This window comes from Cnuibacter sp. UC19_7 (assembly GCF_042699995.1).
Lineage (GTDB): Bacteria > Actinomycetota > Actinomycetes > Actinomycetales > Microbacteriaceae > Cnuibacter.
Map to the genome: position 1 here is coordinate 3,639,351 of NZ_CP170560.1, position 17,418 is coordinate 3,656,768.

At 69.0% G+C, this 17,418-nt stretch carries 15 protein-coding genes and 1 tRNA gene; 9 read left to right on the top strand and 7 right to left on the bottom strand.

Translation table 11 applies throughout. The features are described from left to right. The first annotated feature begins 171 nt into the window (after positions 1-171). The gene (gene groL / locus ACFJGV_RS17515) at positions 172-1,791 is read left to right on the top strand and encodes a chaperonin GroEL (RefSeq protein ID WP_378145382.1); all 1,620 of its coding nucleotides are present in this window, start codon (positions 172-174) and stop codon (positions 1,789-1,791) included. A gap of 373 nt (positions 1,792-2,164) precedes the next feature. Here the strand turns inward: groL and ACFJGV_RS17520 are convergent, their stop codons facing one another. From ACFJGV_RS17520 to ACFJGV_RS17540, 5 genes are all read right to left on the bottom strand, one after another. Beyond that, positions 2,165-3,997: a sensor histidine kinase gene (locus tag ACFJGV_RS17520; RefSeq protein WP_378145384.1), complete on the bottom strand. Its 1,833-nt coding sequence runs from the start codon at positions 3,995-3,997 to the stop codon at positions 2,165-2,167. A gap of 10 nt (positions 3,998-4,007) precedes the next feature. Then, positions 4,008-4,700: a response regulator transcription factor gene (locus tag ACFJGV_RS17525; protein WP_085018864.1), complete on the bottom strand. Its 693-nt coding sequence runs from the start codon at positions 4,698-4,700 to the stop codon at positions 4,008-4,010. Positions 4,701-4,783: 83 nt separating this feature from the next. Further along, the gene (locus ACFJGV_RS17530) at positions 4,784-6,424 is read right to left on the bottom strand and encodes a DNA repair helicase XPB (RefSeq protein ID WP_378145385.1); all 1,641 of its coding nucleotides are present in this window, start codon (positions 6,422-6,424) and stop codon (positions 4,784-4,786) included. A 53-nt stretch (positions 6,425-6,477) separates the two neighbouring features. Beyond that, complete coding sequence (locus tag ACFJGV_RS17535) at positions 6,478-8,367, bottom strand: helicase-associated domain-containing protein (RefSeq protein ID WP_378145387.1); 1,890 nt, start codon at positions 8,365-8,367, stop codon at positions 6,478-6,480. Further along, entirely contained in the window at positions 8,364-8,627 is a 264-nt protein-coding gene (locus tag ACFJGV_RS17540; RefSeq protein WP_378145389.1) for a multidrug ABC transporter ATPase, read from the bottom strand. The genes ACFJGV_RS17535 and ACFJGV_RS17540 overlap by 4 nt, the downstream gene beginning before the upstream one ends. A 76-nt stretch (positions 8,628-8,703) precedes the next feature. Between ACFJGV_RS17540 and ACFJGV_RS17545 the strand changes: the two genes are divergently transcribed. Continuing rightward, positions 8,704-9,084, top strand: a complete 381-nt coding sequence (locus ACFJGV_RS17545; RefSeq protein WP_378145391.1) for a cold-shock protein — start codon at positions 8,704-8,706, stop codon at positions 9,082-9,084. Then, the gene (locus ACFJGV_RS17550; RefSeq protein ID WP_378145393.1) at positions 9,081-10,040 is read left to right on the top strand and encodes a DUF3027 domain-containing protein; all 960 of its coding nucleotides are present in this window, start codon (positions 9,081-9,083) and stop codon (positions 10,038-10,040) included. Before ACFJGV_RS17545 ends, ACFJGV_RS17550 begins: the two co-directional genes overlap by 4 nt. 87 nt (positions 10,041-10,127) lie before the next feature. On the opposite strand, the gene serC is transcribed toward ACFJGV_RS17550, so the two are convergent. Continuing rightward, a complete protein-coding gene (serC, locus tag ACFJGV_RS17555; protein WP_378145394.1) occupies positions 10,128-11,243 on the bottom strand; it encodes a phosphoserine transaminase in 1,116 nt (371 codons plus the stop codon). A gap of 91 nt (positions 11,244-11,334) precedes the next feature. On the opposite strand from serC, the gene ACFJGV_RS17560 reads away from it, so the two are divergent. From ACFJGV_RS17560 to ACFJGV_RS17585, 6 genes are all read left to right on the top strand, one after another. Further along, positions 11,335-12,027, top strand: coding sequence for a metal-dependent transcriptional regulator (locus ACFJGV_RS17560; protein WP_378145396.1), 693 nt, complete (start codon positions 11,335-11,337; stop codon positions 12,025-12,027). Positions 12,028-12,239: 212 nt separating this feature from the next. Continuing rightward, the gene (locus tag ACFJGV_RS17565; protein ID WP_378145397.1) at positions 12,240-13,274 is read left to right on the top strand and encodes a C40 family peptidase; all 1,035 of its coding nucleotides are present in this window, start codon (positions 12,240-12,242) and stop codon (positions 13,272-13,274) included. Between the two features lie 371 nt (positions 13,275-13,645). After that, positions 13,646-14,149, top strand: coding sequence for an HNH endonuclease (locus ACFJGV_RS17570; protein ID WP_378145399.1), 504 nt, complete (start codon positions 13,646-13,648; stop codon positions 14,147-14,149). Positions 14,150-14,182: 33 nt separating this feature from the next. After that, positions 14,183-14,257 (top strand) — tRNA-Arg (locus ACFJGV_RS17575). Between the two features lie 164 nt (positions 14,258-14,421). Next, complete coding sequence (locus ACFJGV_RS17580) at positions 14,422-14,955, top strand: type IV toxin-antitoxin system AbiEi family antitoxin domain-containing protein (protein WP_378145401.1); 534 nt, start codon at positions 14,422-14,424, stop codon at positions 14,953-14,955. Continuing rightward, complete coding sequence (locus tag ACFJGV_RS17585; RefSeq protein WP_378145403.1) at positions 14,934-15,884, top strand: nucleotidyl transferase AbiEii/AbiGii toxin family protein; 951 nt, start codon at positions 14,934-14,936, stop codon at positions 15,882-15,884. The genes ACFJGV_RS17580 and ACFJGV_RS17585 overlap by 22 nt, the downstream gene beginning before the upstream one ends. Before the next feature lie 29 nt (positions 15,885-15,913). Here the strand turns inward: ACFJGV_RS17585 and ACFJGV_RS17590 are convergent, their stop codons facing one another. Beyond that, positions 15,914-17,032, bottom strand: coding sequence for a tyrosine-type recombinase/integrase (locus ACFJGV_RS17590; protein WP_378145404.1), 1,119 nt, complete (start codon positions 17,030-17,032; stop codon positions 15,914-15,916). Between the last annotated feature and the right edge of the window lie 386 nt (positions 17,033-17,418).

Sequence of the window (17,418 nt, forward strand, 5' to 3'; positions counted from 1 at the left end):
GTCTCGCGGACCTTCTCATCGACCCGGCTGCGGCCGGGTCGATGCGTTTAATGCCCCAGGTCCTCCTTCACTTGCACTCGATGCTGCCGAGTGCCAAGATTGATCTGGCACTCTCGTTCAGCGAGTGCTAAACCCTGAATCTTTGACGTCCAGGGAGGACGAGAAACACACATGGCAAAGATCATTGCTTTCGATGAAGAGGCCCGCCGCGGCCTCGAGCGTGGCCTCAACACGCTGGCCGACGCGGTCAAGGTGACCCTCGGGCCTCGCGGTCGCAACGTCGTCCTCGAGAAGAAGTGGGGCGCCCCCACGATCACCAACGACGGCGTCTCCATCGCCAAGGAGATCGAGCTCGACGACCCGTACGAGAAGATCGGCGCCGAGCTCGTCAAGGAGGTCGCCAAGAAGACCGACGACGTCGCGGGCGACGGCACCACCACCGCGACCGTGCTCGCTCAGGCGCTCGTCAAGGAAGGCCTCCGCAACGTGGCCGCCGGCGCCGACCCGATCAGCCTGAAGAAGGGCATCGAGAAGGCCGTCGCGGCCGTCTCCGCTCAGCTCGCGGCGAACGCCAAGGAGATCGAGACCAAGGACGAGATCGCGGCCACCGCATCCATCTCGGCTGCAGACCCGGAGATCGGCGCCATCATCGCCGAGGCCATCGACAAGGTCGGCAAGGAGGGCGTCGTCACCGTCGAGGAGTCGAACACCTTCGGCACCGAGCTCGAGCTGACCGAGGGCATGCGCTTCGACAAGGGCTACCTGTCGCAGTACTTCGTGACCGACCCCGACCGCCAGGAGGCGGTCTTCGAGGACCCCTACATCCTCATCGTCAACTCGAAGGTCTCGAACATCAAGGACCTCCTGCCGATCGTCGACAAGGTGATCCAGGCGGGCAAGCAGCTCCTCATCATCGCTGAGGACGTCGACGGCGAGGCCCTGGCCACGCTCGTCGTGAACAAGATCCGCGGCATCTTCAAGTCGGTCGCCGTCAAGGCTCCCGGCTTCGGCGACCGCCGCAAGGCTCAGCTGCAGGACATCGCGATCCTCACCGGCGGCCAGGTCATCTCCGAGGAGGTCGGTCTCAAGCTCGAGAACGTCACCCTCGACCTGCTCGGTCAGGCCCGCAAGGTCGTCATCACCAAGGACGAGACCACGATCGTCGAGGGCGCGGGCGACCCCGAGGCCATTGCCGGTCGCGTCGCCCAGATCCGCGCCGAGATCGAGAACACCGACAGCGACTACGACCGCGAGAAGCTCCAGGAGCGCCTCGCGAAGCTCGCCGGCGGTGTGGCGGTCATCAAGGCCGGTGCCGCGACCGAGGTCGAGCTCAAGGAGCGCAAGCACCGCATCGAGGACGCCGTGCGCAACGCGAAGGCCGCCGTCGAGGAGGGCATCGTCGCCGGTGGTGGCGTGGCCCTCATCCAGGCCGGCACCGCCGCGTTCGAGACCCTCGAGCTCACGGGCGACGAGGCGACCGGCGCGAACATCGTGAAGGTCGCCATCGAGGCTCCGCTGAAGCAGATCGCCTTCAACGCCGGCCTCGAGCCCGGCGTCGTCGCCGCCAAGGTGCGCGAGCTGCCCGCGGGTCACGGCCTCAACGCCGCGACCGGCGAGTACGTCGACCTGCTCGCTGCGGGCATCATCGACCCGGCGAAGGTCACCCGTTCGGCGCTGCAGAACGCCGCGTCGATCGCCGGCCTCTTCCTCACCACCGAGGCCGTCGTCGCCGACAAGCCGGAGAAGGCCTCGGCCGCTCCCGCCGACCCCACGGGCGGCATGGACTTCTAGTCCGTAGCGCAGTACACGAGAGGGCGGTCCCCACGGGGGCCGCCCTCTTCTGTGTCTCCGCCGCTGTGCGTGCGTGCGTGCGTGAGCGTGGCGCGGGGGTGGGCGCTGAAGCAGCCGAGTGCACCCAAGAACCGCGGCTGGGAAGCGACGTGGTCCGCGTTTCCTGGGTGTGCTCGAGCCCGGCTGGGTGCCACATCTTCCACGCCGGCGCCCGCGCGTCGGCCGGCGGGTCCGTCGGCATATCCAGCGCGCTCCTGCCGTTCTCAGGAGCTACTACCGTACTCAGGGCGGATCGTCCTGAGTACGGCCGTTCCGGTCGGTCAGTCCTGAAAAGGGGCGGCCCCATCCCGACGTCGTCGCCGGCAGCCCTGCGCTACGAGAGGTACGCGGTCGTCGTGGTCGAAGGGCCCTCGTAGCCCTCGTCGTCGTCCGCCGGCGCCGCGTCCGCCGTCGCAGCGCGCGCAGGCGCCGCGGACGCGGCGGCGGCGGCGCGGGCGTCGCGCGGGGTGGGGGCGGGGGAGCCCGGGACGGGGACGAGGGGGAGGGTGACGCGGAAGGTGGCGCCGCCGCCCGGGGTCTCGAGCGCCTCGACGGTGCCCTGGTGGGTGGCGACGATCGACGCGACGATGGCGAGGCCGAGGCCGCTGCCGCCGGTCTCGCGGGCGCGGGAGGTGTCGGCGCGCCAGAAGCGCTGGAAGATCTTCTCGCGGATCTGCGGGGGGATGCCCTCGCCGTGATCGATCACGTCGAGGATCGCGACGCGGCGGGTGTCGTCGGCGCTCACCGCGATGTCGATCGGGCTGTCGTCGGGGGTGTAGCGGAGCGCGTTGCCCACGAGGTTCGCGATGACCTGGCGGATCTTGTTCTCCTCGGCGAGGACGATCGGGCGCGTCAGGGCGGCGGTGGGGATGGGCTCGCCCTCGGCGAGCGACTGCCCGACGTCGGCGATCGGCACCGGCGCGGTCCGTCCGCGCCGGCGGAGGCGCGCGCCGAGCGCGGCGATCGGCCGGGTCGCGGTCGAGACGCTCCGCGGCGGCTTCACAGGCGCGCTGCCGGTGGAGTCGGGGGCAGGCGCCGCCCCATCGAGCGACGGGAGCACAGGCGTGATCTCCACCTCCGACGGCCCGAGCGGCGTGATCACCGAGATGACCCGGTTCGGGCTGGATGCGCGCGCATCCATCGCCGCATCCATCGCGAGGGGTACGAGGTCGACGCGGGCGAGCTGCAGCGGACGGGTCTCGTCGAGGCGCGCGAGCTCGAGGAGGTCCTCCACGAGCGTCGACATGCGGATGGCCTCCTTCTCGATGCGCTCCATGGCCGACGCGACGTCCTCAGGGGTCTGCAGTGCCCCCATCCGGTACAGCTCGGCGTAGCCGCGCACCGAGACGAGCGGCGTGCGCAGCTCGTGGGAGGCGTCGCCGACGAAGCGTCGCATCTGGTCGATGGTGCGGGCGCGGTCGGCGAACGCGCGGTCGATGCGCGAGAGCATCGTGTTGAGGGAGCGGTTGAGCCGCCCGACCTCGGTGTTGGGGATGTCGTCGGAGAGGCGCTGGCTGAAGTCGCCGTCGGCGATCGCCGCGGCCGTGCGCTCGACGGCCCGCAGCGGCCCGAAGGTGGATGTGACGAGGAGTCTCGTCAGCATGGCCCCGAGGATGACGACGCCGATGCCGAACGCGAGGAAGATCGAGAGGTACGTGGCGGTGGTGCGCTCCGTCGCGGTGAGCGCCTGCGCGATGACGATGCTGCCCTGCGACCCGTCGGTGCCGATGTAGACGATGGTCGAGACGGCGTGCCACTCGGTGCGCTGGTCGAGCGACTCGGTGGTGAAGACCTTGCCCTCGAGGAGGTTCGTCGAGTCGAGAGACACCGCGGCGGACGGCATCGCGTCGGTGTCGCTCGAGCCCCAGTTGCTGATCAGCAGGTTGCCCGAGGCGTCGTAGAGCCCGACGAAGTAGTCATCGGGCGCCGACTGGATGTCCTGCAGCTTGAACTCGCCCGGCTGAGCGCCCGGACCGAGGAACGCGGAGGGATCCTTCGCCGCGGAGTCAAGCTGGGAGTCGACCTGGGTGAGCAGGTACGACCGCAGCACGAGCATCGTCCCGATACCGGAGACCACCAGCCCGAAGGTGAGCATCAGCACCGTGACGCCGGTGATCTTGGTGCGCAGTGAGATGGAGTTCCACTGCTTCAGGAGCGCGTTGTGCATCCCGGCAAGACTACGAGGCCTTGCTGACCTTCAGCATGTAGCCGAACCCGCGCTTGGTCTGGATGAGCGACTCGTCGGTGTGCGCATCGAGCTTGCGACGCAGGTACGAGATGTACGACTCGACGATACCGGCATCGCCGTTGAAGTCGTACTCCCACACGTGGTCGAGGATCTGCGCCTTCGACAGCACGCGGTTGGGGTTGAGCATGAGGTAGCGCAGCAGCTTGAACTCGGTGGGTGAGAGCTCGATCGCGACGTCGCCGACGAACACCTCGTGGGTGTCCTGGTCCATGGTGAGGTCGCCGGCGCGGATGATGGCGTCCTCGTCGGCCTGCATCGTGCGGCGGAGGATGGCCTTGATGCGCGCCACGATCTCGTCGAGGCTGAACGGCTTGGTGACGTAGTCGTCGCCACCGACCGTGAGGCCGGTGATCTTGTCCTCGGTGTCGTCCTTCGCGGTGAGGAAGAGGATGGGGGCCGTGTAGCCGGCCGCGCGCAGCCGCTTGGTGACGCCGAAGCCGTTCATGTCGGGCAGCATCACGTCGAGGATGATGAGGTCGGGCTCCTCCTCCAGCACCGCGGAGATCGTCTGGGCACCGTTGTTCACGGCGCGCACGGCGAACCCTGCGAAGCGCAGGCTCGTGGTGAGCAGATCGCGGATGTTGGGTTCGTCGTCGACGATGAGGATGCGGGGGCCGGTCATGGCACCATTCTCTGCGCGTCAGCTGTGTCGAACCTGAACGTCAGTCGGATGCGCTCAGTGCGCGACCAGGGTGCCGCGTGGGTCTACGCCGCGATCGCGTCGGCGTCGAGGATGCGGTACGAGTACCCCTGCTCGGCCAGGAACCGCTGCCGGTTCTGAGCGAACTCCGCGTCGACCGTGTCTCGCGTGACGAGCGTGTAGAACGACGCCGTGTGGCCCGACTCCTTCGGCCGCAGCAGACGGCCGAGGCGCTGGGCCTCCTCCTGCCGCGACCCGAACGACCCCGACACCTGGATGGCGACCGACGCCTCCGGCAGGTCGACCGAGAAGTTGGCGACCTTGCTGACCACGAGGATCCGCTCCTCGCCGTCGCGGAACGCCTGGAACAGCCGCTCCCGCTCGTCGACCGGGGTGGCGCCCGTGATCTGCGGGACATGAAGCGCATCCGACAGCGCGTCGAGCTGGTCGAGGTACTGGCCGATGACGAGCACCTGCTCGCCCGGGTGCCGGTCGATCAGCTCGCGCGTCGCCGCGAGCTTCTCGGGCGCGCTCGCCGCGAGGCGGTAGCGCTCGTCGTCGGCGGCCGCGGCGTACTCGAGCCGCTCGGAGTGCGACAGGTCGACCCTCACCTCGAAGCACTCCGCGGGGGAGATGTAGCCCTGCGCCTCGATGTCCTTCCACGGAGCGTCGTAGCGCTTGGGCCCGATGAGGCTGAAGACGTCGGACTCGCGACCGTCTTCGCGCACGAGCGTCGCGGTGAGGCCGAGCCGGCGGCGCGCCTGGAGGTCGGCGGTGAGCTTGAAGACGGGCGCCGGGAGCAGGTGCACCTCGTCGTAGACGATGAGACCCCAGTCGAGGGCGTCGAGCAGCTCGAGGTGGCGGTAGACCCCTCCGCGCTTCGACGTGAGGATCTGGTAGGTCGCGATCGTGACCGGCTTCACGTCCTTCACCGCGCCCGAGTACTCGCCGATCTCGTCTTCGGTGAGGCTCGTGCGGCGCAGCAGCTCGCTGCGCCACTGCCTGGCCGAGACGGTGTTGGTCACGAGGATGAGGGTGTTGGCCTTGATCTCGGCCATCGCGCCCGCGCCGACCAGGGTCTTGCCCGCGCCGCAGGGGAGGACGACGACGCCCGAGCCGTGGTCGACGAAGCTGGTGACCGCCTGCTGCTGGTAGTCGCGCAGGTGCCACGCGGTCTCGTCGAGGTCGATGTCGTGGGGCATGCCCGGCGTGAAGCCGGCGAGATCGTCGGCGGGCCAGCCCAGCTTGATGAGCTCCTGCTTGAGCTGCCCGCGTGCCCACGCCTGGACGGTGAACGTCGTGTCGTCGACGCGCCCGGTGAGGAGCGGGGCGACGCGCTTGCCGCGGGCGATCTCCGAGAGGATCGCCGGCTCGGTGGAGCGCAGGATGAGCTCGCCGTCGTCGCGGCGGTCGATGACGAGCCGACCGTAACGCGCGACGGTCTCGGCGACGTCGACGCTGACCGCCTGCGGCACCGGGAACTTCGACCAGCGGTCGAGCACGGCCAGGATCTCCTCGGCCGTGTGGCCCGCGGCGCGCGCGTTCCAGAGCCCCAGCCGGGTGACCCGGTAGGTGTGCACGTGCTCGGGGGCGCGCTCCAGCTCGGCGAAGGCGGCGAGCTCGTGGCGCGCGGCTTCGGCGTCGGGGTGGGCGACCTCGAGGAGCACGGTGCGGTCGCTCTGGACGATGAGAGGTCCGTTGGGCATGACCGTCGATTCTACCCGCGTCTGCGGGGGAGTCGGTCGGTGGGGCTGGGTGCTCAGGAGCTGCGCGGGCGCTCGCCGGGGGACTCGGAGGTTCGGGATGCGATGAGACGGGTGGGGGCGTCGGCGGCGGGAGCTTCGGGGGTGGACGCTTCGGGGGCGGATGCGTCGGCCGCCGGCGCGGTGACGTCGTCGATGCTGCGGACCGGCACGGTGCGCTCCACGCCCGCGGCGGTGTCGGAGAACCGCAGCCGCCCGCCCGAGAGACCGAGCGGCATCGCCACGATCTCGCGCCGGGAGCCGTCGGGCATCCGGACCCCGAGGCGCACCTGCTCGCGGGCGCGCAGTGCCCGCTCGAGCTCGCGGGTGTTCCACGCGGTGGTGTCGTCGGTGAGCGGCGGGGTGGCGGCGAGCAGGCGCGAGGCCAGCTGCAGAGCCTCTGCGGCTGCGGCGGCGTCGTCCCGCGCATTCGATGTGGCCGGATGCGCGATCCGCGCCCTCGACAAGGGGACCTCGTGCCCGTCCACCCAGGCGCTCGGGGCGTAGCCCGCGTCGACCAGCATCCAGTAGACGGCGTCGCGCGCTCGCGAGGTGACGAGGGTGGCGCTGTCGAGCTGCTCGAGCCGCAGTGCGGAGAGGGACTGGTCGACCGACATCTGCTCCGTGAGCCGCGGATCGTCGGCCCCGATGACCGTCTCGCCATCGACGGACTCCACGCGCAGCCGGCCGTGTGCGGCGGCGGCCTCCCGTAGGAGGTAGTCGAGCGCCTGCGGGATGCCGGTGAGGGAGATCCGGGTGAGGAGGTCGCGCATCCGCTGCTCGGTCTCGCCGGCGGAGAGCGCGCGGTCGAGGCTGGCGCGCGAGATCCGGTACGTGGTGGCGAGACCCCGCGACTCGACGGCCGCGAGGTCGCGGAGGCGCGCGTCGAGCTCGGGGGCGAGCGGACCGGGGGAGACGACCGACAGGTCGTCGAGGAGGTAGACCTGCTCGACGGGGGAGGGGAACGACGCGGCGATGCTCTCCGGATCCTCGGTCCCCGCGAGCACCGCCCCCAGCGAGGTGGGGCGGCCGGAGGCGATGAGCCCCAGCGCGTCGGCGGCGGCGACGGTGGCGGGCACGGACTGGAGGACGGCCTCCGAGACCGCGGGGTAGGCCGCTCGCACGGCCTCGTCGAGTGCGGATGCGACGGCCAGCAGCGCGGGACGGGCGACGACGACCGAGGCCAGCGGATGCGGCAGCGCCGCGGACCAGCCCGCGATGAGGCGGCTCCAGCGTTCAGGAGCCGGGAGCGCCGCCCAGGAGGCGGCCTCGTCCGTCGGGAGCAGGAGGTCGGACTCGATGGCCGCGAGGCCGGCGTCGATCGCGAGCTGGGCGAGCTGAGCGACGTCGGCGTGCTGCGGATCGAGGTCGGCGGTCAGCCGGCGCTCGTCGGCGACGGCGATGCCACCCCGGGCGCGCCAGCGCACGCGCGAGCCGCGGAGGGTGTCGAGCAGCTCGTGCACGCCGAGCACCGCGGCGGTGGCGCGTTCTGCCGCGTCCGCGTCGACGGGAGCCTCGGGGGTGGCCGGGATGGTCGCGGAGGCGTCCTTCGACGCGTCGCTCGCGGGAGCATCGGCGAGCACCCGGGAGGCCACCGCGATCACCGCGGCGAACGGGCGCCCGTCCCGGTCCACAAGCGACAGCCGTCGTGTGAGCAGGAGGCTCTCGCTCAGCAGGCCATCCGCATCCGCTGCCGCGAGGCGCTGGCCGGATGCGAGAAGCTCGATCACCGGGCGGGGAAGCGGCGCGAGGGCGGCCAGGATCGAGCCCTCGTCGAGCAGGGCGTCGGCCAGGTCGAAGAGATCGCGCAGCGAGCGCCCGCCGATGTCCCTGGCGGTCAGCAGAGCGGCCAGGTCGTCGGCGTCGCGAGCCGACAGCTCGCGCGCGAGGTCGAGCGGAGCGCTCACCGACCCCCGCGGTTCTCGCGTCCGCGCGCGCGGACGCTGATGATGAGGAGCACGAAGATCAGCACGAACCCGATCGGCAGGCCGATCACCGGCAGCAGCCCGATCACGGGCCAGGGGGCCGGCGTGAAGTCGTGGACGCCGACCGCGGTCGCGATGATGATCGCGAAGAAGCACAGCACCGAGAGGCCGATGACCGCGACGATCATGAAGCCGAGGGTGCGCTGGAGGCGGCTCGCGGGCTGCCGTTCGTCATCGCTCACGTTCCCAAGGATACGGGCAACGGTAAACTCGTCGGAGCCGCGAGAACCGCGGCGACAGCAATGAGGAGTTCGACAGATGCCGACCGGCAAGGTGAAGTTCTACGACGAGGAGAAGGGCTTCGGGTTCGTCAGCACCGACGACGGCCAGGAGGTCTTCCTGCACGCGTCGGCCCTGCCCGCCGGCGCGAAGGTCAAGGCGGGCACGCGGCTCGAGTTCGGCATCGCCGACGGCAAGCGCGGCGCGCAGGCGCTCTCGGCGCGGCTGCTCGAAGCGCCCGTCAGCATGGTGAAGATGTCGCGCAAGCCGGCCGACGACATGGCGATCATCGTCGAAGACCTCGTGAAGGTGCTCGATGCCGTCGGCGGCAACCTGAAGCGCGGGCGCTACCCCGACAACGCTCACAGCCACAAGGTCGCGACGCTGCTGCGCCGGGTGGCCGACGAGCTCGACGCGTGAGCGCGCCCGACGGCGCCGACGCGCCCGAGGTGACGGACGGCGCTCCGGTCGAGGCTGCGGATGCAGTGGAGGCTGCGGATGCGGGTGAGTCTGCGGATGCGGGTGAGGCTGCGGATGCGGTGGAGACTGCGGATGCGAGTGAGGCTCAGCCCGTGGATGCCGTCGAGTCTGCAGATGTGGTTGAGCCTGCGGGCGGCGATGCCGAGGTGACCGAGGACTCCGTGGGCGAGTCCTCTGCCGGGCAGGCCGAGGAGCAGGCTGATGCCTCCGAGACCGCAGAGGATAACGGGGCCGACGACGCCAAGGGCGAGCTGGTCGAGGCAGAAGAGATCGAGGCCGTCGTGTACGAGCCCGACCCGGTGCTGCTCGACTCGGTCGAGCTGGCGCGGTCCGGGCTGCGCGAGATCACCGACGACTCCACCATCGGCGAGGTCGTCGGCGTGCGCGCCGAGGGCGAGCACGTGCTGAGCATCCACTTCGCGACGAAGCTCCGCGGATACCCGGGCTGGCACTGGACCGCGACCCTGGCCCGCGTCGACGACGGCTCCGAGCCCACGGTGCTCGAGACCGAGCTCCTCCCCGGCGAGGAGGCGCTGCTGGCGCCCGACTGGGTGCCGTGGTCGGAGCGTCTCGCCGACTGGCGCGCGGCCCAGGCCGCCGCGGCCGAGGCTGCCGCCGAGGCGGAGTCGGATGAGTCCGACGAGGACGACTCCGAGGGCGACGACGACCAGCTCGACGGCGACGGCGACGAGGACGACTCGCTCGAGGACGACGACGACGACGAGGACGACGAGGACGAGGACGAGGAGGACGCGCTCGACGACCTCGATGAGGATGACCTCGTCGACGACGTAGACCTCGACGACCTCGACGACGAGGCCCTCGACCCCGACGCACCCGAAGCCGACGACGCGTCTACCTCCGACGAGGCCGACGAGGCCGACGACCGCCCGTAGCCCGCGCTTCAGCACCGAATACAGGAAAGCCCCGCAGATATCGCGGGGCTTTCCTGTAATCGGTGTCGAAGCGACGACGCGGTCGGCTCAGCCGAGCTGCGACACCACGTACTCGATGCAGGAGATCAGCGCACGCACATCCGACGGCTCGATCGCGACGAAGGTCGCGATGCGCAGCTGGTTGCGGCCGAGCTTGCGGTACGGCTCGGTGTCGACGATGCCGTTGGCGCGGAGGGCCTTCGCGATGGCCGCGGCGTCGATCGAGTCGTCGAAGTCGATGGTGACGACGACCTGGGAGCGGTGGTCGGGATCCGAGACGAACGGACGCGCGTAGCCGACGCCCTCGGCCCACGTGTAGAGCGCGTCGGACGACTCCTTCGTGCGGGCGGCGGCCCAGCTGAGGCCGCCGTTCGCGTTGATCCAGGAGACCTGCTCGTCGAGCAGCACCAGGGTGGAGACCGCGGGGGTGTTGAGCGTCTGGTTGAGGCGCGAGTTGTCGATCGCGTTCTTCAGGCTGAGGAACTCGGGGATGTAGCGGCCGGAGGCCGCGATCCGCTCCACCCGCTCGATCGCGGCGGGGGAGAAGAAGGCGAGCCAGAGTCCGCCGTCGCTGGCGAAGTTCTTCTGCGGGGCGAAGTAGTACACGTCGGCCTCGGCGGGATCGACGAACGCGCCGCCCGCGGCGCTCGTGGCGTCGATGACGGTGAGCGCGCCCTCGTCGCCCTGCACGCGCCGGACGGGGGCCATCACGCCCGTGGAGGTCTCGTTGTGCGGCCAGGCGTACAGGTCGACGCCCTCGAGCACCTCGACCTCGGCGCGCGATCCGCCGTCGGCGGTGATGACGTGCGGCTTCTCGAGCCAGGGGGCGCCCGCGGCCTTGGCGAACTTCGATCCGAACTCGCCGAAGGAGAGGTTCTCGGCGCGCTTCTCGATGAGTCCGAACGCGGCCGAGTCCCAGAACGCGGTCGAGCCGCCGTTGGCGAGGAGCACCTCGTAGCCCTCGGGCAGCGCGAAGAGGTCGGCGAGGCCGGAGCGGACCGAGCCGACGAGGTCCTTCACCGGGGCCTGACGGTGGCTGGTGCCGAGGAGGGAAGCGCCGCGCGTGACGAGCGCTTCGAGCTGCTCGCCCCGGACCTTGGAGGGCCCGCAGCCGAATCGGCCGTCGATGGGCAGGAGGTCGCGCGGAATCTCGATGGTCGCCATGCGGTTAATAGTATCGACGGCGCTTCCGCGTTCATGCGCGCGGGAAACACTAGGCTGTCAGCGATACGCGTCTGACGGCGAGGAGCTTTTCTTGACAGACCTCATCGACACCACCGAGATGTATCTCCGCACCATCCTCGAGCTCGAGGAGGAGAACATCATCCCGCTGCGCGCGCGCATCTCCGAGCGGCTGGGGCATTCAGGTCCGACGGTGTCGCAGACGGTGGGGCGCATGGAGCGCGACGGACTCGTCGTCGTGTCGGGCGACCGTCACCTCGAGCTGACGGAGCCGGGGCGCCGCAAGGCGGTCTCGGTGATGCGCAAGCACCGTCTGGCCGAGAGGCTGCTCAGCGACGTCATCGGCCTCGACTGGGAGCTGGTGCACGAGGAGGCATGCCGCTGGGAGCATGTGATGAGCGAGCAGGTGGAGCTGCGCATCCTCGACATGCTCGACCACCCGCGCGAGTCGCCGTACGGCAACCCGATCCCGGGCCTCGACGCCTTCGGCGAGGAGGCGACCGCTCCCTTCACGAAGGGTGTGGTGAACATCGTCACGCTCGTGCACGGCGCCGTGGGCCCGCAGCGGAAGACGATCCGGCGGCTGGGCGAGCCGGCCCAGACCGACCCCGAGCTGCTGCTGCAGTTGAAGCAGTCGGGTGTGGTGCCGGGCAACACGGCGGCGTTCTCGTCGGCGGGCTCGTACGTCCTGGTCGAGGTCGACGGGTTCGAACAGGGCCTCGAGCTGCCCAACGAGGTCGCGAGTCATATCTTCGTCGGCGTCTGATCGACGTCCGCTGTTACCAAAACGTTAAAGCAGCGTGTTGAGATGACAAGTCCCATCTCGTCGCGTAAGGTCTTCCAAGTCTGATCGGTCTTCCGGCCGATCCATGACGACGTCGAGGCACTTCTATGTCCCCGTCCCTCGACGACTAGAAGCACACGACAACGGTGCGGATGGGGACGGACTGGGGTCCGGGAAGTGCCGGAGGATAGAACTTGGCATCTGCTGGAGACGCGCTCAACCCGATGAGCACCGACACCAACCGCGCAGCCGACGGCAGCGCGAACGATCAGCCCCTCACCCGCCGCGAGCGTCGCGAGCGCGAGGCCCAGGCAGCAGCAGCGACGGATCGCGGCGACGCGATCGTCCTGTCCACGACGGCCCCCGCTGTCGTGCGTTCGACCGCTGCGCCCTCGCCGGTCTCCGCGCACCGCGCGCCGGCCCTCGAGGCCGCGCCGTCGGTGCCCGTCGCCACGGCGCCCATCGCCGCCAGCAGCTCCGTGGTCCCGGCCGCGTTCAGCGCCCGCGAGCAGCGCGCCCGTCTGCGGATGCCCCGCAAGCGCACCGTCGCCGCGGGCTTCGTGATGGTGCTCGCTGCGGGCATGTTTACGACGACCGCGCTCCCGGCCTACGCGTACGGCGGAGGCGGCAGCTTCGACCCCGAGGCGACGTCGACCGCCTTCGGTGAAGACCAGACGCTCCAGATCCCCAACGCCACCGCGATGCTCACGGTGAGCCGCGATGGCTACACCGCGCCCACGCCCGAGGAGCTCGCCGCGGCGCAGCAGGCTGCCGAGGCTGCGGCCGCAGCCACGCTCGCTGCGGAGCGCGCCGCGGCGACGCCCACCTCGAGCTCCGGGTCCTCCTCGTCGTCGTCGCCCTTCGCGGTGACCCCGCCCGCCGCCTCGTACAGCGGTGCCGCGGTCGTGGCCTACGCCCAGCAGTTCGTCGGAGTGGTCCCTTACGGCGCCGGCAACTCGCCCGACACCTCGTTCTCCTGCGACGGGCTCACCCAGTACGTCATGGGCGCGTTCGGCATCAAGCTGCCTCGAGGCGTGTCCGCTCAGGCCGCCCTCATGACTCGGATCGACCCGGCCGACGCTCAGCCTGGTGACTTCCTGGTCTACCCGGGTCAGCACATCGGCATCTACGCCGGCGGCGGCATGATGATCGACTCGCCCGACTGGGGTCGCTACGTCGAGTACCGCGGCATCTGGGGCTCGCCCTACTACGCCCGCTACACCGGCTGATCCGTTCGAGGATCGTTCCCTGACCCGGTCCCGGGTCGGGTGTAAACACTTCGTTACGCACCCGTGAATCGACGCGGCGCGCGGCCATGCGTGCATCCGTGTGGGTTATGGTGTCCCTGATCATCTTTCGAGGATCAGGAGAGCCCGATGATACGCCGCACGACCATCCGCACCACGGAATGCGTCGCGCTGCGAATCCGCAGGCACACGAGTGGACTGTGTCAGAGCCAGATATCTGAGCTCTGCATGTAAGGCGCTGTCATGTCGACAGCGCCTTTTTTGTTGCCCCCTCGCACTCCTCGACCCTCGGGAGACGGTGTGTGAATCGTCGAGCACCCGCAAGCCGTGCGGGAGTCTTCGAAAGGGAGAGCATGCGAACACTGGTCCTCAACGCGGGGTATGAACCGCTCGGTGTGGTGTCGTTCAAGCGAGCACTCGTCCTCGTGATGAACGACAAGGCGAGGGTGCTGGAGCGGGATGACGAGCATCCCGTGCACGGCATCGACGACGACTTCGACCGCCCGGCAGTCATCCTGCTCACCCGCTACGTGCGGGTGCCCCTCAACCGGATGATGCCCGTCACCCGCCGAGGCGTGCTCCGCCGCGACGGGCAGCGCTGCGCCTACTGCGGCGCATCCGCCTCGACGATCGACCACGTGCACCCGCGCTCCCGCGGCGGCAAGGACAGCTGGGAGAACCTCGTCGCCTGCTGCTTGCGCTGCAACAACATCAAGGGCAACCGCACCCCCGCCGAGATGGGATGGTCGCTCCGCTTCGAGCCGGCGATGCCATATCAGGCGGGCTGGACGGTGAAGGGCGCCGAGCGCGCCGAGCCCGCCTGGGCGGACTATCTGTCGCTGCCCGTCGCCGCCTGACGCCGGGCCGAACCCGGTAGAGTGGCGGGGTCAGCCTCTGTAGCTCAATGGAAGAGCAGTTCCGTCCTAAGGAAAGGGTTGGGGGTTCGAGTCCCTCCAGGGGCACCACTCTGCGAGGCCCCAGATCCCTGAATTCATGCGGATCTGGGGCCTTTCCCCTTCCCGGAGTGGCAGCGTTTGCCCACATTTTGCCCACACTTTTCCGGCGTCGCGAATAGCGGGTCGCCAAAACCGTACCATTATTGGTACGGTAATGGCGGAGAGGTGAGCAGATGGGTTATCGCCAGGATCTGTGGGAGATCGCGGCGTCGCGCAATGGTGTGGTGACCCTTGCCGAGGCCGAGGATGCAGGTGTGCCCGCCGTCGAGGTACGAAAACTCGCTGCTCGTGGCGCGCTCGACGCTTACGGGCAGGGCGTCTACGGGCACCGCGACGTGCCGAGGACACCGTTTGCTCAGCCGACGATCGCCGTCGCTCTAGCGGGTGAGGGGGCATTCTTGCATCGCGAATCCGTTCTCGATCTTGTCGGCCTCGGCCAGTTCAACCCACCGAAGGTGCGTGTGGGGACTCGGCGTCGGGTGAGGCGCGCTCTGCCGGACTGGATGGAGCTGGAGAGCCGACCTGACTTGCTCTACGACGATCTCACTAGCTACGAGGGCGTCGCGGCGACAACCGTTCGGCGGGCGCTTGAGGACATGCGGGATCGGATGCCGCCCGACCGGTGGAAAGCTCTGGTCGACGCTGCGCTCAGGAGGGAGCTGATCGGCGAGCGTGAGGCCACTCCGTGGAAGGCCGCCTCGGCATGAATGAGGTCACGCCACCGCTGAACGTCACACAGCTCAACGATCGGCTCGCGCAGGTCGCGGCGGAGTTGGACATCCCCGTCGCGCGAGCACGGGTGATGCTGTGCACGCTGATCGTGTCGCAGATGCTTCCTGATGCTGTCGCGGTCAAGGGCGGAATGGGTGTGAAGTTGCGACTGGGGGAGCGGGGCACTCGGGCGACCTCCGATCTCGATGTCTCCACGCGCGTTAGAGGCGAACAATTCGAGCAAACATTCCGCGCGCGTCTGGCTGAGGGGTGGGGAAGCGTCCCGGCCTCGAAAGGCGAGCTGCGGCGGAGATCGGATGCACCGGATCGCGTCGCGTTCACCGCGACCGTGCGGGCAGTGAAGCTCCATGATCCTGGGCTCGCCCGCCCGGAGTACGTGATGCATCCATATCGGGTGTCGATCGCCTTCCTCGGCAGCGCGTGGGGCGCACTCGATGTGGAGGTCTCTGACCCGGAAGTCGATCCGTATCCGCACGCGGCGATGGAGATCGACGGAGGGCTGCTGCAGTTCGGCGACTACTTTGGATTCGGTGAGCTCCAGCCAGTCGAACTGGTCGAGCTGGAGTACCAGATCGCGCAGAAAATCCACGCTGTCACCGACCCCGCCTACGTGCGGGCGCACGACCTGGTCGACCTTCAACTGCTCTGGAACGCGGGCCCCGATCTGCTGAGCCTGAACAGCCTCTGCGTGCGCACATTTGATTGGCGACGACAGCAGGCTTGGCCGCCGATTCCCGTGCGGCCCATGGGTGGGTGGGATCTCGCCTACTCCGACGCTCGCGCGGAGACCGAGGTTGATGGCCGGACGCCGGTGCTGTCGGATGTCTACACTGCGCGCGAGTGGCTGCGTCAGATAATCCAAGTCATTGCGTCATCGACTGACGGTGTCGCCAAGGACGCTTGATCTGGCGCCCAACACAGCCGAGGGCCTCGCTACGCCAGATTGATCGCCCAGCTCTTGCCGACACTCGCCTCGCGTGCCGCGTCCTGCATCTTGGCGGCCACCATCTCGAGGTCGTCGTCGAACAGATCGCCGTAGGTGTCGAGGGTCATGGCGGCCGAGGCGTGGCCGAGCATCCGCTGCACCGCTTTCACGTTCGCGCCGCTGCTGATCGCGAGTGACGCGGCCGTGTGCCGAAGGTCGTGCGGGGTGAGCGACGGGAAGTCGGGGTTCGCCTCTTGCGCGCGGCGCACGGCGTTCACGAACCATCCATCGACGGAGTCCGGCGACTTCATGTGGAAGGTGCCGCCACCGAACACGAGCTGCGTGGGTCCCTTGTCGGCGCACTGTTCGTCGAGGCCTGCGCTGAGCAGCTCCGGGTAGGGAACGGATCGGCGCTCATGCCCCTTCGTCGTGCCGAGGTGAATGACGGAGCCGACCTTCACGGCGTTCTCTTCAACGTTCAGCCGGCGCCGGAGGAAGTTGATGTGCCGCACGCGCAGCGCGGTCGCCTCTCCCCACCGGATGCCCGTGTAGGCGAGACAGAGCACGAGCGTCGGATGCGCAGACAGACCAGCGAGTGTGTGCACCTGATCGTGGCTGAGGTAGACACGATTCAGCTTCCCGGTCTTCCGGGGCAGCTTCACTCCGCGCGCCGGGTTCCGAGGAAGGCGACGGTCGGTGACGGCCATGTCGAGGATGCCCGCGAGCACTCCGTGTGCCCGGATCACCACGGAGGGCGACCTGCGACCCGCTAACTCGCTAACCCAGACCTGCACCTCGGAGGGAACGATGGTGGAGATTTCGCGGTGCCCCCATCGCTCTGCCACGTGCACGCCCCATGCGACCTCGAGCGGCTTTGACGATGAGGGCTTGAGCACCAACTTCGAGCGCAGCCACAGAGGAGCGAGGTCGCCTACCGAGACGCGAGCCAGAGCCGGATCAATGTAATCACCGGCCGCCTTTGAAACCGTCACCGAGGCGAGGAACAGCTCGGCCTCGCGCTTGGTCTTGAATCCCCGCTTGTCCGTCTGCGTGTGATCGGGCTTCCGATACCGCACGCGATATCGTTTGCCCTGCGAAGTGCTGTACGGGGTCACGCTGCCTGCCATCTCTAGCCACCTCAACTTTCTTCGCTACCCCGTCGCTAGACGCTATCGTCGCCGTGGTTCGACGCACATTCCTTCGGTCAATTCTGTAACGGACGGGAGACATCTGAGTGGCGCCCGTTGGGGGCATGCTTTTGGCCCCCTGCAGAGCATGGAAGCAGGTTGCGTGCTTGGCTCTTGATCGAATTTCCATGTTCGGCACCATGCTCGTGGGTATTCCATTACCTATTCCTCGGGCGGGAATAGGTAATGGAACGGTTTGTCCCTCTTCTCGCCTGCGCCACCGCCACCCCCGCGCAGGGCGCGCTTCCCAACCTCCCCCAAACATCGTTGCAGTTTGACGGAGGTTGGGAAGTAAAGGGGTGGCAGTGGCGCAGACGAGAAGAGAT

Coding starts and splice junctions, on each gene's coding strand:
- ACFJGV_RS17530 (WP_378145385.1), bottom strand. CDS start 6,424: ATGCCCAACGGACCTCTCATCGTCCAGAGCGACCGCACCGTGCTCCTC.
- serC (WP_378145394.1), bottom strand. CDS start 11,243: ATGGCGACCATCGAGATTCCGCGCGACCTCCTGCCCATCGACGGCCGA.
- ACFJGV_RS17570 (WP_378145399.1), top strand. CDS start 13,646: ATGCGAACACTGGTCCTCAACGCGGGGTATGAACCGCTCGGTGTGGTG.
- ACFJGV_RS17580 (WP_378145401.1), top strand. CDS start 14,422: ATGGGTTATCGCCAGGATCTGTGGGAGATCGCGGCGTCGCGCAATGGT.
- ACFJGV_RS17545 (WP_378145391.1), top strand. CDS start 8,704: ATGCCGACCGGCAAGGTGAAGTTCTACGACGAGGAGAAGGGCTTCGGG.
- ACFJGV_RS17590 (WP_378145404.1), bottom strand. CDS start 17,032: ATGGCAGGCAGCGTGACCCCGTACAGCACTTCGCAGGGCAAACGATAT.
- groL (WP_378145382.1), top strand. CDS start 172: ATGGCAAAGATCATTGCTTTCGATGAAGAGGCCCGCCGCGGCCTCGAG.
- ACFJGV_RS17525 (WP_085018864.1), bottom strand. CDS start 4,700: ATGACCGGCCCCCGCATCCTCATCGTCGACGACGAACCCAACATCCGC.
- ACFJGV_RS17520 (WP_378145384.1), bottom strand. CDS start 3,997: ATGCACAACGCGCTCCTGAAGCAGTGGAACTCCATCTCACTGCGCACC.